Raw genomic sequence first — 14,138 nt, forward strand, 5'->3', positions numbered from 1 at the left:
AGTCCGGAGGTGAGGGCCCCGGGAGGGTCCACTATCCCATGACCCGGTGTCCTCACCACGTCACCACCCGGAGCGTTCGGTGTCGGTTGCGCAACCAGTATCCCGACGCGCGCAGACCATGCACCCACCTGACCCGAAACGGCCACCAGGAGGGTCAGGAAGTCACCAGCCCGGCCTCGTAGGCGACAATCGCCGCCTGGACTCGGTTCTTGACGCCGAGCCGCAACAGAATGGCACTGACGTAAGCCTTCACGGTCCCCTCAACCAGGTAGAGCCGAGCGGCGATCTCGGCGTTCGAATGCCCAGCACCGACCAGTCCGAGCACGTCCAGCTCACGCGGGCTCAATACGGCGATCTGCTCTTTGGCAGCCGCCGCTCGCGCCATCGCACCGCCACCCGACCCGGCACTGAGCTCGGCGATCACCCGCTGCGCGACGCGGGGTGACAGGTACGCGGCACCTTCCGCGACCGCCTTCAGCCCGGCGATCAGCTCCCGCGGGTCGCCTGACTTGAGCAGGAACCCGCTGGCGCCGTCACCGAGCGCACGGGCGATGTAGGCGTCCTCCGAGAAGGTGGTGAGCATGACGACCGCGGTCTCCGGCACCGTCCGCCGGATCTCCGCACCGGCCGCCAGCCCGTCCATCCGCGGCATCCGGATGTCCAGTACGGCGACGTCCGGCCGATGCCGCCGTACCGCTTCGACGGCTTCGACGCCGTCGGCTGCCTCGGCGACGACCTCGATCTGGTCGTCGGTGCCGAGGATCGCGCGGACGCCGGCCCGCACCATCGCCTCGTCGTCGGCGAGCATCACCCTGATCATCCGTTGCCCTCCGGGGTCGGTGGTACCGAGCCGCTCTGTACGACGGTCTTCGCGACCAGAGCGCCGTTCGCGAAGCACAGGCGGTACACGTAGTTGCTGGAGAAGGGAGCCGCCGGGCGGTAGTACCGGCAGCTCCAGCCCGCCGGCGGGTGGTAGCCCTCCCCCGGCGCGTCGATCATCTGCATCCGGGGCAGCACCTTCTCCACCTCCGCCTCCGACTGACCGATCGCGAGTCCGTCGTACTGCGCGGGGCGCAGGATCGCGCTGTAGCCGGCCACGAGGTAGTAGCCAAGGGCAACCGCTCCGACCACCGCACCGAGTAACAGCGGAGCGGCGATGGCCGTGATCAGGCCGCGCTGCGCGCTCCGGCGTACCGTAGCCCGCTCGACCGCAGCGGTCGGCGGCTCCGGGCGTCCGCCGGCTCGCGGCATGGTGGCGGTCACCTCGAAGCCGCCACCTGGTCTAGGACCAGCGGTGAGCGAACCACCGGCCAGGCGGACGCGTTCCCGCAGTCCGTCCAGCCCGCGCCCACCTGACGGCGCAGCGACCGGCCGTTGAGCGCCGGTGTCCACAACCTGCACGTGTACGTCGTCCGCGCGGGTCGTCACGGCCACGGTGACGGACGCGCCGGGCGCGTGTTTACTCGCGTTCGTCAGCGACTCCTGCACCACCCGATGCACTGCGCGGTCGACCATGGGCGCCAGCTCGGCGTCCGCCTCCTCGACCAGCCGCACTGCCAGTCCGGACTCCGCGGCGCGGTCGACCAGCGACCGCACCGTTTCGTCGTGCGGAACGGTCGGCGCGTCCTGGTCACGCAGTACGCCGACGATCTCGCCGAGCCGTTCCGTCGCGGTCGCCGCGGACTCACGCAGCTCACCTGCCGCCCGCCGGTGCTCCGCCGGCAGTGACGGGTCGAGCTCGAGCGCTGCGGCGCGCAGCGCGATCAGGCTGAGCTCGTGACCGACCGAGTCGTGCATGTCCTCGGCGATCCGGGACCGTTCGCGCAGCCGTTCCTGATCGATCTCCATCTGCTGCTCGCGCTCGATCCGCTCGGCCCGCTCCCAGCCGGCCGTGGCCAGCTGCGCCTGCTGCGCCCGGTAGCGACCGACCAGCCACGGCAGTACTACCAACAGCAGAGAGAGCAGCAGCATCAGCAGCCAGGTCAGCACCGCCTCGGTCGCCAGCGCGGCGCGGGCGATCGTCAGCGCGAGGACGAGCATGCCGACCAGCGACCAGCTGCACACGAGGACGAAGTGCTTCAGCTGCGTCTCGCGGCGTCCGGACAGGTAGCTCAGCAAGCTGATCGCCGGTACCAGCGCGATCTGCACCCCGTTCGTCGTACCGAGGGCGAAGGCCAGGATGACGATCTGCGCCCACGCCACCGCGGTCAACGCCGGCAACGGCCACCTGCGCCGCGTGAACACCGCAAACGCCAGGACGGCGATGCAGCCGGCGCGGAACCAGTACGGATCGTTCCGGGCGCCGCTCTCACCGAGCACGAGGAAGCTCAACGCGGCCCACAGACCTACGTCCCCCAGGCGCCGCCACGTCATGACCTAGACGCTACACAGCCGAACACCGAGCTCCTACTGACGAAAGTCAGCACCTGGCCCCAGTACGACGTGCTGCGGCTCCCAGCGCGGGTCCAGCGCAGTCAGGTCGAGCTCGAACGTCCGCGTGATCGGAGCGAGGTTCTGCAGGTGGAAACCGTCCGCACCGTACTCGTACCGCAGCTGATAGGCAGCCTGGTGCAGCGTGACCGCGCCGAACTCGGTCAGGCGCGGGGCGATCCGCAGGTCGGCTGTGAGCGTCGGCTGGACACCTAAGTACTCGTGGAAGAGGACCCACGCGTAGACGCAGGGGTACTCGTAGTAGTGCGCAGCTCCGTGCCAGGGCTTGTCGTCGACGTAGTAGACGTGGCCCATGTCGTAGCGCTCGCCCATCACGTAGTTGTCGACGGCACCTTGTGCGGCGACCTTGTCCAGCTGGTCGCGCAGCATCCTGCCGTCCTTGCGCCAGGACCAGAACGCGGCGTCCCAGCACCAGTACCGCCCGGCCGCACACAGGTCGTACGGGCCGCCGTCGCCGATCTCGCTCGGCGTGTAGTCGGCGATGCGTGCGGCCAGGAACGTCGGGAAGAGCTGGAACTCGTCCAGCTCGTTCTGGACCAACTCGAGAACCTTTGTGCTCTGAGTGTCGTCAGCCGCCCCGAACAGGACCGGGAGCACGTTCGCGAGCAGATGAATGTGGTCGTGCACTACACCGGAGCGGTCCACCCAGTCGACGAAGCGATCGTGCCCGGGATCCCAGTAGCCGACGGGCAGTGGCTGCCTGATGGCATGTATGAGCCGCTGCGCGATCTCGACGTACCGCTCCGCCTTCTTGGTGCGGTCGACCAGGGTCTCCAGTTCAGCGAGGAGTTGGAAGGACCGTACGGCGAGTGCGGCGGCCAGTGTCTCGCGCCCGTCCTTGATCACTTGGTCCTCGTAGTACACGTCGGACCAGAGCCTGCCGAGACTGTCGATGCAGTCCTCGACGCAGGACGCGGCGCCTTCCATGTCGTCGATGTGGGCACGCAGCCAGGACAGGTCCTTGGTGCGGGCGACGTACAGCCAGATCGACTCCAGCACCTCCACGTTGCCCGTCACCAGGAACATGACCGCGTTCGCCGTACCGTCGAGGCTGTTGCGACGAACGTGATACTCGCGGTCGCCGTCCGGCTGCACGGCGCACGGGTCGCGCCAGAGCTGCTGCGGGTCCTCACGCATCAGGCGGAGCTGCAGCTCGATCATCCGCCGTACGACGGCCTGGTCGACGCCACTGCCCCACGCGATCCGGCCCTTGATCTGAAACTCGTGGTCCACGTCCGGATAGGTGCCGACGTACTTGTCGGCGAGCGTGCTGATCACGTAGCCGTCCGGGTCGGGATACGTGCGTGCCGTGGTGCGCTCGACGACGCAGGGCAGGACTGTGCCCCAGTAGAAGCCCGCGAGCGCGTCGGCCAGTGCGTCGGAGCCCGGGAACTCCAGTGCGAACTCGGCACCCTCGACATCGGCGTGCGGACGAGCAGGGTGCTTCGTCAGCGTTGCTGTCGGCCCCTGCACGGACACGCGGCAGCTGTCGGCGTCAAAGCTGACTGAGAGCGCAGCATCGGTGGTGATCAGCCAGGCCGGGCCCTCCAGCTCTGGGAGGACCCAGCAGGTGCCGTGCCCGTTCAGCACCTCAGTGGACGCATCCGACGGCAGAACGTACCCGTGGTCCAGCACGAACACCGGACCACGCGGGAACACCAACTCGATGTCGCCACTGACCAACCAGGTACGTTCGTCGACCGGCGTCAGCGCAGCGGTCGACGCAGGCAGTCCGGTCACACGTCCCTGCTCTCGGCGTCGATCAGTTCGAACGGAACGTACGACAGGTTCGGCACCGGCTCGCCCCGCAGCTGTGCGATCAGCAGATCGACCGCACGGCGCCCCATCTCCGTCTGGTTCTGCCGAACATGCAGGTACGGCGGTCCGCCGATCGAGTCCCCCGGCGAGTCGAAACAGGCGATCACGCGGTCACCACCGAGCACCCGGTCGACCATCCGGGCCAGGTTGTACTCACAGGCGAAATACGCCGTCACCTCGGGCATGCGGTCCCGGAACGCGCGGATGACGTCCATGTCGGCCCGCACGCTCTCCGTCGTGGTCGAACCAGGCAGCGTGCTGCGCAGGTCGGTCAGCTCGTGCGGCTGGCCGTGATCGCCAAAGGCGGCCCGGAACCCTTCCAGGCGGTCCTCGATCGACGACGTGTTCACCGGTGGTGGCGAGACGAACGCGATGTGCTCATGACCCTGTTCGAGGAGGCGGACGGTCAGCGCCCGGGCCGCGGCCACGTTGTCGGTGTGAACTGCCGCCACCGGGATGCCGGACAGATGGCGGTCCACAACAACCACAGGGAACCCGTCCAGCACCTGCCGCAGCAGACTGGCGTTGTAGAAGTCGCCGTGCACCGGGAACACGATCAGCCCGTCCACGCTGGCCACCAGCGAGTCGACGGCCTTCTCCTCATCGGTCTGCCGCCCGTGCGTACGCCGTATTACCAGGTGGGCGCCGTACTCCGCGCAGCGCTCCTCGATCGAGTTGAGCAGGTCCAGACCGAACGCCTCGGACATGTCCGGCACGATCAGCGCGATCGACCGCGCCTCACGCCGCGTGGCCGGCCGGAGCGGCACGCTGAGATCGGTGAGGTCGGGCAGCCGCCGTACGACGAAGGTGCCTTTCCCGCGGATGCGCTCGACCAGACCCGCTTCCCGCAGTACCTCCAAGGCACGCTTGGAGGTGATCCGGCTGACCGCGAACTGTGTCGCCAGCTCCATCTCGGACGGCACCCGGTCCCCAGGGCGGAGCGCGCCCCGCCGGAGCTGCTCCAGCACATGGGCGCAGATGCGCTCGTACAGCAGTGCCACAGCACGTGCCCCCTCCGAGTTGACCGGTTGACATATCCAATCATCCTGCGAACCGTCGGTGCCGGGTGGGAGCGTGCAGACAATGTGGTCACCCCACGTCTCCTCAAGTAGCCCGTTGGCCTGTCACCATTCCGGCATGACCCGCCCAACGGTGCCTGCATTCGCGGCCCGGCCCGTCGTCACAGTCGCGCTGATCGTCGGCGCCGTACTGACGGCGCTGTCCGGACGGTACGGATACCACCGCGACGAGCTGTACTTCCTGGTCGCCGGCCACCACCTCAACTGGGGGTACGTCGACCAGCCACCGCTGACGCCACTGATCACCCGCATCTCGACCACCGTCTTCGGCGACACCGTGATGGGCCTGCGCGTGCTGTCGACGCTGAGCTGTGTCGCGACGGTCATCGTGATCGCCCTGATCGCCCGCGAGTTCGGCAGCGACCGGCGAGGGCAACTGCTCGCCGCGATCTGCGCCGCGGTGTCCGGCTTCGTGCTCGGCGTCGGCCACATGGTGTCGACCGCGACGTACGACCTGCTCGCCTGGATGCTGATCGGGCTGTTCGCGGTCAAGCTGCTGCGGACCGGCGACGGCCGCTGGTGGCTCGCGCTCGGCCTGACGATCGGCATCGCCCTGGAGAACAAGTACCTGGTGGTGCTGCCGGTCGCCGCGCTCCTGGTGTCGCTGCTGATCGTCGGCCCACGTCGCGTACTGCGCTCCTGGTGGCTCCTCGCCGGTATCGCGATCGCCGGCCTGATCGCACTGCCGAACGTCATTTGGCAGTTCCAGCACGACTGGCCGCAGCTCAAGGTCGCGGGCGGCATCAGCGACGACGATGGCACCGAGAACCGGATCATGTTCATCCCGCTGCAGATCCTGCAACTGTCACCGTTGCTGGTACCGATCTGGATCGCGGGCTTCCTCCGGATCTGGCGGACACTGCCGTGGGCGCGGTCCGTCGCGCTCGCCTACCCCGTGCTCTGCGTCGTCGTCCTGGTGTCCGGCGGCAAGTCGTACTACGCCCTGCCGCTGCTGCTCGTCCTCGTGGCGGCCGGTTGCGAGCCGGCGTTGCACTGGATCGACCGTCATCGGCGCCAGGCTGTCGCCGCACTCGTTCTCGCTGCTGTCACTTCGTCCGTCTTCACGTTGCCGATCCTGCTGGCGTCGGCGGGCGACATCGTCATCCCGGTCAACAAGGAGCAGGGCGAGCAGATCGGGTGGCCCGCGTTCGTCGCGAACGTCGCCACCGCCTGGGCCCAGGTGCCGTCGGCGGAGCGGTCGACCGCGACGCTGCTGACCGGCAACTACGGGGAGGCCGGCGCGCTCGTCCGCTATGGCGACTCGCACGGCTTACCGATGCCGTACTCACCACACATGAGCTTCGCGGACTGGGCCCAGCCGCCGGACAGCAACACCGGCCCGGTTCTCCTCGTCGAGCTCGAACGCACGCCGATCTTCGAATCCCACTTCCGCAACTGCGAACAAGTCGGCACCGTCGACAGCATCGTCTCCAACGACGAGGACGGCACCGCCCTGGTCCTTTGCGAACAGCCCGCCGAACCCTGGTCCACCTTGTGGCCGAAGATCCGCCAGTTCTACTGATCCCCCTACGGTTGGACGGTGCTCGACCTCATTGACCTGCCGGCCGGCCTCCTGTTCCTCCGCGACGACCGCCTCGGGAAGCGCTGGCACGTCAACCTGCCCGCGTTCCGTCTCGCCCGCTTCCCGATGGTCGCCGGCGACTTCCCGCTGACTAGCGTGAGCTGGTACGACGCCGTTGCATTGTGCAACCAGCTCTCGGCCGAGTCCGGACTGCCACCGGCGTACTCCATCGACGGCACCGAGGTCGACTGCGACTGGTCCTCCCCCGGCTACCGCCTCCCGACCGAGGCCGAGTGGCAGTACGCCTGCACCGCCGGCACGCCCGCGTACCGCTACGGCCCGATCGACGACATCGCGTGGTACGCCGGGAACTCGGACGGCCACACCCATCCGGTCGGGCTCAAAACGCCGAACGCGTGGGGACTGCACGACATGCTCGGCAACACCTGGGAGTGGTGCTGGGACCTGTACGACGCCGAGACGTACGGCGCGTACCGGATCTTCCGAGGCGGTGGCTTCGACGACGAAGAACGCTCCGTCGGCTCCACCGTCCGCCGCCGGTCACATCCCACCTTCGCGATCGAGGACCTCGGATTCCGCGTCGCGCAATCACTCTGACGGCCGTCGCGCGGTCAGTGTGACGGCTTGAGCGCGATCTTTCCGACGGTGGCACGGGACTCCAGTTCCGCCAGGGCTTTCGGGCCGTCCGCGAGGTCGTACACCGTCGGGCGACCTGGCGGGTAGACGCCGGCTTCGATCAGCTGATCCAGCTCGGTCATCACATCGGCGAACAGCTCAGGCGCCTGCTGGATCAACGTCGTCAGGTGCTGACCGATCACGTGAATCGGGTGCTTGAAGTTCAACTCCCAGTTGCTGATCGTCGCCTCACCCCCAGCCGCACCAATCACGACGACCTTGCCGGTCACCCGCCGCGCCACCTCGACACTCTGGCGAAACGTCGCGCCCCCGACCGATTCGAGCACGATGTCGACACCACGGTCGCCCGTCAGCCGCCGTACCTCGGTGACCAGGTCCGCGGTCTTGTAATCGATGACGTGATCCGCACCGAGCCGCCGTACGACGTCGTGTTTGGAAGCGGACGCGGTGGCGATGACTGTAGCCCCGTAGTGCTTCGCGATCCGCACCGCTGCCTGGCCGACACCACCCGCGGCCGCGTGGATCAGCACCGTGTCACCTTCAGCCAGCCGACCAAGCGGCCGAAGCGACGCGAGCGCAGTCGCCCAGTTGAGCACGAGGCCGAGCGCCTCCTCGTCACTCCATCCAGCCGGCACCGACACGACGCCGTCGGCCGGCATCACGACATACTCCGCGAACGCGCCGTACCCAACGCCAAGCACCCGATCCCCCACAGCCACACCACACACGGCCCCGCCACTCACGGCCCCATCCGCCACGGCCTTGCCGACCGCGACGACTACACCGGCAGCTTCAAAGCCCGCGAGATACGGCGGCCGCGGACCACCGTCGTACGTACCACGCGTCTGCATCACGTCCGCAAAGTTCACCCCCGCGGCACCAACCTTGACCAGCACCTCCCCCGCACCCACCGCCGGCACCGGCACATCCACCAGCCGCATCACCCCCGGCCCCTCCAACGACGGCTGCTCCAACGCCCGCACGACACCACCCCCTGTTCGATCAACGTCGCACACTTGTTTGATCCAGATCGTACACCCAACAAATAACCACTCGCCGCAGCCAAAAGCCCGCTGTAGGTTCACCCAAACCACCGGCCGCCAACGCCGATGCCGACCGGACGCTGACGCCGAGACTGACGGCGACGCTCAGACTGACGGCGGCGCTCGCGCTGAAGCTGATGCCGATGCTGACGGCGACGCTGATCCAGGAGGTGCCGTATGAGCCTGCCCGTCCTGACCGACCGCCTCGCGCTCCGCTGGCCCGTCGAATCCGACTTCACCGCACTGTGCACGCTCTGGACCGACCCCCGAGTCGCACGCTTCATGGACGACTGGGGCCCGCGGGACGTCCCCGGCGTACGCGCCTGGCTGAACACCCACGCGAACGCCGCCAGCGACAACGGCACCCATCTACAACTGATCATCACCCGCCGCACCGACGCCGAGTTCCTCGGCTGGCTAGGCCTGGGCCAGAGCAACGACCCCACAGCCGACTGGAGCTTCGGCTACGCCATCCACCCAACCCACCGCTCCAACGGCTACGCCACCGAAGCCCTCAAAGCCGCCCTCACCTACTGCCACGACGAGCGATCAGTAGCCACCTTCTGGGGCGAATGCCACGCCCCCAACAAAGCCTCAGCCCACGTAATGCTCACCGTCGGCCTCAAAGAACTCCCAAATCCCCCCAAAAACACCCGCCGCTTCCAAACCCCCTAACCCCAACCCCTCCCACCCCACCAAATCCACACCCCACCACCAACCGCCCCAAGCACCCACCCGGACCGCCAGCCCATCACAATCCGTCTCCCGAGCCGCCGTCCCCGCTCGGGCCGTCCGACCAGGGCCGATTGTGATGGCCTGCAGATCCCAACCACGCCAAAGCCCTAGCCGGCAGACGACCGCCCCACCCGCACCCGCCCGATCTCACCCCACCGCCGGCCAGTCACCCGAGCCGTTCCCTCTCGCACTGACGCGATTGGGGAGGATTTCCGACCCAAATCGGCCAGTAATCCTCCCCAACCCGACGCGACCAGCGGGGGTTCGGACAGCGAGACCTCACTGCGATCCGAACCCCCAGCCCATCACAATCCTTCTCCCGAGCCACCGTCCCCGCTCAGGCCGTCCGACCACGGCCGATTGTGATGGCCTGCAGATCCCAACCACTGCGAGCAACCCACAGACAACCGCATCGCGACCAGCGCAGCCGGTCAGACGATCACGGCGAGCAACCCGCACCGGGCGAGGGGACTGCAGTAGCGAGCACGGGGCTGCGGCGGGGACTGCACGCCGGTCAGGCGACTGCGATGGGCAACCCGAGCCCGTCAGCCGACCGCGGCGGGCAACCCGCACCGCTCAGACGACCGCGGCGCCCAGCCACGGAGCCGAGCGAAGCGAAGGCGCAAAGGGGGTGCGGGTGGCGGAGCCCCCGCTCGCGGCAAGCGAAGCGCCGCCGCACGAAATGACGAAGGCGACCCGGTCCGCGCTTTCCGCGGACACGAGTCGCCTATCGACTGCGTGGACGATACTGGGATCGAACCAGTGACCTCTTCCGTGTCAGGGAAGCGCGCTACCGCTGCGCCAATCGTCCAGAAAGACCCACTCAACAAGCCTAAGTGGTTCTCGAGGTGGAGACGGGATTCGAACCCGTGTACACGGCTTTGCAGGCCGTTGCCTCGCCTCTCGGCCACTCCACCACTGAGGCTGTTCGACATCTGAGGACGGTGGCCTGCCGAACCCTCTCCGAGCGGACGACCGGGTTCGAACCGGCGACCTCAACCTTGGCAAGGTTGCGCTCTACCAACTGAGCTACGTCCGCGTTGCGACCGAGTTTTTGCAACCCCCGGCGCGAGAAGAACATTAGCCCATCCCGCGCCGAGTTCAAAAACGGGGGTCCCCGGGAGGTCGACGTACGGTCATCAACTGGTCACCTCCGGACTGCCTCGCGGACCCGGATCGCCTGCGCACTAAGGTGTTGTGAGGAAGGAGCACGACATGCGTATCTGGCTCAACGGCGCCGTGCTGGACGACGCGGCGACGGTCTCGCCGCTGGACCACGGACTGACTACGGGCGACGGCGTCTTCGAGACGATCAAGATCGAGAACGGCCGGCCGTTCGCCGTCCACCGGCACCTCGAGCGGCTGGTCCGTTCGGCGGTCGGGCTCGGTCTCCCCACCCCGGACACCGCGGCGATCGAGGGCGGGATCGAGGCCGTGGTCGCGGCCGATCCCGGGATCCCGTTCGGCCGGCTGCGGATCACGTACACCGGCGGTGTCTCGCCGCTGTCGTCCGATCGCGGTACGTCGGGCCCGACGGTCCTGATCGCGACGCAGGAGATCACCCGCCCGTCCCCCACGTCAGCGATCGTCACCGTCCCGTGGGTCCGCAACGAGCGCAGCGCGGTCGCCGGCCTGAAGACCACGTCGTACGCCGAGAACGTCCGCGCCCTCGCCTACGCGAAGGAACGCGGCGGCAGCGAAGCGATCTTCGCCAACACCGTCGGCAACCTCAGCGAAGGCACCGGCGCGAACATCTTCTGCGTGTACGACGGTGAGCTCGTCACACCGACCCTCGCGTCCGGCGCGCTGGCCGGGATCACGCGGGCGCTCGTCCTCGAATGGTTCGGCGGCGTCGAGCGCGACGTACCGCTGGAGCAGCTGTTCCTGGCGGAAGAGATCTTCCTCACATCAACAACGCGTGATGTGCAGGCCATTCAGCGTGTCGACGACCGGGAGCTCCCCGCCCCCGGCACGATCACGGCGCAGGTCGCGAAGATCTTCGCGGAACGCTCCGCGCAGGACCTCAACCCCTGACCGCCGGACACCAGCCACTCACCAACCCGCCGGCCACAGGCCGATCGCCCGGCCGCCACACGGCGACCGGGCGATTGCGGTGCGTTTGGTGAGTGGCGCAGGTCCGCGGAACTACTCGCCCGACGCCTTACGCCGTTCGCGGTACGCCGCGACGTGCAGCCGATTGCCGCAGGTGCGCGCGTCGCAGTACCGCTTCGAACGGTTCCGGGACAGGTCGATCAAGGCGTCGTCACAATCCGGGGCCTCGCAGCGCCGCAGACGTTCCCGCTCGCCGGCCGAGATCACCTGGGCCAGCGCAATCCCACACTCCACCGTGATCCGGCACGCAATCGACGCACCCGCCCGCGAATAGTGGATGTGCCACGGGTGCCCGTCATGATTCGTCAGCCGCGGAGTCGACGTACCCCGGGCGATGATCGCGTTGATCATCGTCGCCGCCGACGCATCAGAATCCGTGGTGAAGACAGGCGCGAACACCGGCCGCAGATCCCGGACCTCGGTCAGATCCTTGTCGGTCAGCGTGCCGACCGCGCTGAACTCGCGTTCTTGGACGAACTTCTCCAGCTCCTCCATCGCCTCCAGTGAGTCGACCTGGCTGTTCGGCCCGGGCATCGTGTTCACGAGCCGGACCAGCGTCCCGAGCGCCTGCTCGGTGTCGTGCGAGAAAGTCACAATCACGTCTCCAACGCGACGGGATCTCCGTCCTGCAGCAAGAGTAGCCCGGCTCGATTAGATCGGGGCTGAATCATGCGCTATGGTTTCACCCGCAACACCAGCAACACCCCGGGCGATTGGCGCAGTGGTAGCGCGCTTCGTTCACACCGAAGAGGTCACTGGTTCGAACCCAGTATCGCCCACGCAGTCGACAGGCGACTCGTGTCCGCGGAAAGCGCGGACCGGGTCGCCTTCGTCATTTCGTGCGGCAGCGCTTCGCTCGCCGCCAGCGGGGGCTCCGCCACCCGCACCCCCTCGCGCCTTCGCTTCGCTCGGCTCCCCGGTTGCTCGCCGCGGTCGGGTGCGGGGCCTTCGCTTCGCTCGGCTCCCTGGCTGAGCGCCGCGGTCGGCTGAACAGTTGGCGTTGCTCGCCACGGTCAGGTGGGCCGTCGCTTCGCTCGGCTCCCTGGCTGAGCGCCGCGGCCGGCTGACCCGCACGGATTGCTCGTCGTGGTCGAGTGTGTCTTCGCTTCGTGGTTGAGCGCCACAGTTGGCTGACCCGCGGGGGTTGCTCGTCGTGGGTCGGCTAGTTGGGCCAGATGAGTTTGAAGAGGTCGTCGGGGATGGTTAGGGGGCTCGGGGCGGACTGGGCGGCGGACTGCCAGGTGGCGGGGATTTCGGGGAACGGGGAACTCGGGCCGTTGCCCAGGTGGGTTTCCAGGGCTAGGGCGACAGGGGCGGTTACCTGGGGGCGGCCGTTGGCGCCGGCGCCGGTGAGGAGATCTGCGAAGGTGGAGGCGACGTCCGTGGGGAGGGTGCCGGCTATTGGGTCGCACCAGATTCGGGTATGGCCGGAGGGCTTGATGCCTACGGCTACTAGGAGGCCCAGGGAGCCGAAGGCGCCGGCGTAGTGGCTGAAATACTCGGTGCCTACCCACACCAGGGTCTTGATGTAGGCGGCCAGCTCCCCCGTGCCTCCGGGGAGACGTTCAGCCAGTACGGCGTCTGGTTGGTAGAGGCGGGCCGCGGCCAATTGGAAGTATGGCGGTGCATCAGTCATGACCGAGCGTCTCCGGGAGGTTGGGGTCGAGTACCTCGTGACCTTAGCGAGCGTCAGTGCTTGATGAGTTGTTCGCTCAGGGTCCAGAGGCGTTCTGCGGAGTTCGCGTCTACTGCATGGGGTACTACGTCGGAGCGGACGTTCTGGTCGTGGAAGTTCGTTTCTGTGGTGGGGTCGAGCGGGGAGATCTCGTTGTCTTTCAGGTAGGTGCCGCCGTGGGCGTCTAGTTGGGGGTTGGTGGCTCCGAAGACGGACGTACTGGCGCCTTGCCGGGCGGTTTTGCGTTCGTGGGTGGGGTCGAGGATTTGGTTGCCTTGGTCATCGGTTAGGCCCATGGCGTGGAGGGACTCTGTGGACAGCCAGGGGGTTCGGGTTTCGCCTTCGGGCAGGTGGGGGCCGAGGTTGGTGGTGATGACGATGCCGGGGTGTGCGGCGAAGGCGTGGATGTCGTACTGCGACCAGCGCCGTTCGATCTCCACCGCGAACAGGACGTTGGCGGTTTTCGACTGGCCGTAGGCGAGTAGCGGGTCGTAATCGTGGGTGAAGTGCGGGTCTTCCCAGCGGATGTCGGAGAGCCGGTGACCGCCGGAGGTCACGTTGACGACGCGGGCGCCGTGTGCCGCCTGCAGGGCCGGGAGCAGCCCCAGGGTGAGCTGGAAGTGACCCAGGTGGTTCGTGGCGAACTGCGACTCGTACCCACGGGCGTCGCGGTGCAGCGGGCCGGCCATGATGCCGGCGTTGTTGATCAGGATGTGCAGCGGGCGTCCGGTCGCGAGATAGCGGTCGGCGAAGTCGTCGATGGACTTGGGGTCGAGCAGATCGAGCTGGCTGGTCTCGACGCCGTCGATGCCCTCAAGCGCCGCGGCTGCGCCGTCTGGGTTGCGGACCGCGACAGTGACGGTGGCGCCGGCCTTGCTGAGGGCGCGGGTCGTCTCCAGGCCGAGGCCGCGGTGGCCGCCGGTCACGATCGTGTTCTTGCCGGTCAGATCGATGTCTGCGAGTACGTCGTCGGTGGTCGACGCCGCGCTGAAGCCAGTACCGATGGGGGTTTGTTTGTTCTGGGTCATGCCTCCACTCTGCTGCGC

General features: G+C 67.8%; 12 protein-coding genes and 4 tRNA genes. 5 read left to right on the top strand and 11 right to left on the bottom strand.

The window, feature by feature from the left end:
• Nucleotides 1–154 precede the first annotated feature (154 nt).
• Genes AC0662_RS09115 through AC0662_RS09130 form a run of 4 tightly spaced genes read right to left on the bottom strand, consistent with a single transcriptional unit; the run spans nt 155 to nt 5,270 of the window.
• The gene (locus AC0662_RS09115) at nt 155–820 is read right to left on the bottom strand and encodes a response regulator transcription factor (protein WP_452196784.1); all 666 of its coding nucleotides are present in this window, start codon (nt 818–820) and stop codon (nt 155–157) included.
• The gene (locus tag AC0662_RS09120) at nt 817–2,373 is read right to left on the bottom strand and encodes a sensor histidine kinase (RefSeq protein WP_478299547.1); all 1,557 of its coding nucleotides are present in this window, start codon (nt 2,371–2,373) and stop codon (nt 817–819) included. Before AC0662_RS09120 ends, AC0662_RS09115 begins: the two co-directional genes overlap by 4 nt.
• A 33-nt stretch (nt 2,374–2,406) precedes the next feature.
• Nucleotides 2,407–4,191 carry a glucosidase family protein gene (locus AC0662_RS09125; protein WP_478299549.1) on the bottom strand — a complete coding sequence of 595 codons (1,785 nt, stop codon included), beginning with the start codon at nt 4,189–4,191 and terminating at the stop codon, nt 2,407–2,409.
• Nucleotides 4,188–5,270 carry a GntR family transcriptional regulator gene (locus AC0662_RS09130; protein WP_478299551.1) on the bottom strand — a complete coding sequence of 361 codons (1,083 nt, stop codon included), beginning with the start codon at nt 5,268–5,270 and terminating at the stop codon, nt 4,188–4,190. The genes AC0662_RS09125 and AC0662_RS09130 overlap by 4 nt, the downstream gene beginning before the upstream one ends.
• A gap of 136 nt (nt 5,271–5,406) precedes the next feature.
• Between AC0662_RS09130 and AC0662_RS09135 the strand changes: the two genes are divergently transcribed.
• Together AC0662_RS09135 and AC0662_RS09140 are read left to right on the top strand one after the other, a co-directional pair.
• Nucleotides 5,407–6,870 (top strand): ArnT family glycosyltransferase, encoded by a 1,464-nt coding sequence (locus AC0662_RS09135; protein WP_478299553.1) that lies wholly within the window; start codon nt 5,407–5,409, stop codon nt 6,868–6,870.
• 18 nt (nt 6,871–6,888) lie between these two features.
• Nucleotides 6,889–7,488, top strand: coding sequence for a formylglycine-generating enzyme family protein (locus tag AC0662_RS09140; protein ID WP_478299555.1), 600 nt, complete (start codon nt 6,889–6,891; stop codon nt 7,486–7,488).
• Nucleotides 7,489–7,502: 14 nt separating this feature from the next.
• Here AC0662_RS09140 and AC0662_RS09145 read toward each other — a convergent pair whose 3' ends face one another.
• Complete coding sequence (locus tag AC0662_RS09145; RefSeq protein WP_478299557.1) at nt 7,503–8,510, bottom strand: zinc-binding dehydrogenase; 1,008 nt, start codon at nt 8,508–8,510, stop codon at nt 7,503–7,505.
• 237 nt (nt 8,511–8,747) lie between these two features.
• Here AC0662_RS09145 and AC0662_RS09150 point away from each other — a divergent pair, with 237 nt between their 5' ends.
• A complete protein-coding gene (locus tag AC0662_RS09150; RefSeq protein ID WP_478299559.1) occupies nt 8,748–9,245 on the top strand; it encodes a GNAT family N-acetyltransferase in 498 nt (165 codons plus the stop codon).
• Between the two features lie 799 nt (nt 9,246–10,044).
• Here the strand turns inward: AC0662_RS09150 and AC0662_RS09155 are convergent.
• From AC0662_RS09155 to AC0662_RS09165, 3 genes are all read right to left on the bottom strand, one after another.
• Nucleotides 10,045–10,116, bottom strand: a tRNA-Val gene (locus AC0662_RS09155).
• A gap of 35 nt (nt 10,117–10,151) precedes the next feature.
• Nucleotides 10,152–10,222: transfer RNA gene (locus AC0662_RS09160), tRNA-Cys, on the bottom strand.
• A 49-nt stretch (nt 10,223–10,271) separates the two neighbouring features.
• Nucleotides 10,272–10,344, bottom strand: a tRNA-Gly gene (locus tag AC0662_RS09165).
• A gap of 176 nt (nt 10,345–10,520) precedes the next feature.
• Between AC0662_RS09165 and AC0662_RS09170 the strand changes: the two genes are divergently transcribed.
• Nucleotides 10,521–11,339, top strand: a complete 819-nt coding sequence (locus tag AC0662_RS09170; protein ID WP_478299560.1) for an aminotransferase class IV — start codon at nt 10,521–10,523, stop codon at nt 11,337–11,339.
• Nucleotides 11,340–11,450: 111 nt separating this feature from the next.
• On the opposite strand, the gene AC0662_RS09175 is transcribed toward AC0662_RS09170, so the two are convergent.
• The gene (locus AC0662_RS09175) at nt 11,451–12,017 is read right to left on the bottom strand and encodes a CGNR zinc finger domain-containing protein (protein WP_452204936.1); all 567 of its coding nucleotides are present in this window, start codon (nt 12,015–12,017) and stop codon (nt 11,451–11,453) included.
• A gap of 107 nt (nt 12,018–12,124) precedes the next feature.
• On the opposite strand from AC0662_RS09175, the gene AC0662_RS09180 reads away from it, so the two are divergent.
• Nucleotides 12,125–12,196 (top strand) — tRNA-Val (locus AC0662_RS09180).
• Nucleotides 12,197–12,579: 383 nt separating this feature from the next.
• On the opposite strand, the gene AC0662_RS09185 is transcribed toward AC0662_RS09180, so the two are convergent.
• The gene (locus AC0662_RS09185; protein WP_478299561.1) at nt 12,580–13,053 is read right to left on the bottom strand and encodes a hypothetical protein; all 474 of its coding nucleotides are present in this window, start codon (nt 13,051–13,053) and stop codon (nt 12,580–12,582) included.
• A gap of 53 nt (nt 13,054–13,106) precedes the next feature.
• The gene (locus tag AC0662_RS09190; protein WP_478299563.1) at nt 13,107–14,120 is read right to left on the bottom strand and encodes an SDR family NAD(P)-dependent oxidoreductase; all 1,014 of its coding nucleotides are present in this window, start codon (nt 14,118–14,120) and stop codon (nt 13,107–13,109) included.
• Nucleotides 14,121–14,138: the final 18 nt, after the last annotated feature.

Source organism: Kribbella sp. NPDC043289 (assembly GCF_056436705.1).

What these genes read in the sequence shown, in the direction of transcription:
- AC0662_RS09115 (WP_452196784.1), bottom strand. Translation starts at nt 820, where the DNA reads ATGATCAGGGTGATGCTCGCCGACGACGAGGCGATGGTGCGGGCCGGC.
- AC0662_RS09135 (WP_478299553.1), top strand. Translation starts at nt 5,407, where the DNA reads ATGACCCGCCCAACGGTGCCTGCATTCGCGGCCCGGCCCGTCGTCACA.
- AC0662_RS09120 (WP_478299547.1), bottom strand. Translation starts at nt 2,373, where the DNA reads ATGACGTGGCGGCGCCTGGGGGACGTAGGTCTGTGGGCCGCGTTGAGC.
- AC0662_RS09170 (WP_478299560.1), top strand. Translation starts at nt 10,521, where the DNA reads ATGCGTATCTGGCTCAACGGCGCCGTGCTGGACGACGCGGCGACGGTC.
- AC0662_RS09185 (WP_478299561.1), bottom strand. Translation starts at nt 13,053, where the DNA reads ATGACTGATGCACCGCCATACTTCCAATTGGCCGCGGCCCGCCTCTAC.
- AC0662_RS09190 (WP_478299563.1), bottom strand. Translation starts at nt 14,120, where the DNA reads ATGACCCAGAACAAACAAACCCCCATCGGTACTGGCTTCAGCGCGGCG.
- AC0662_RS09150 (WP_478299559.1), top strand. Translation starts at nt 8,748, where the DNA reads ATGAGCCTGCCCGTCCTGACCGACCGCCTCGCGCTCCGCTGGCCCGTC.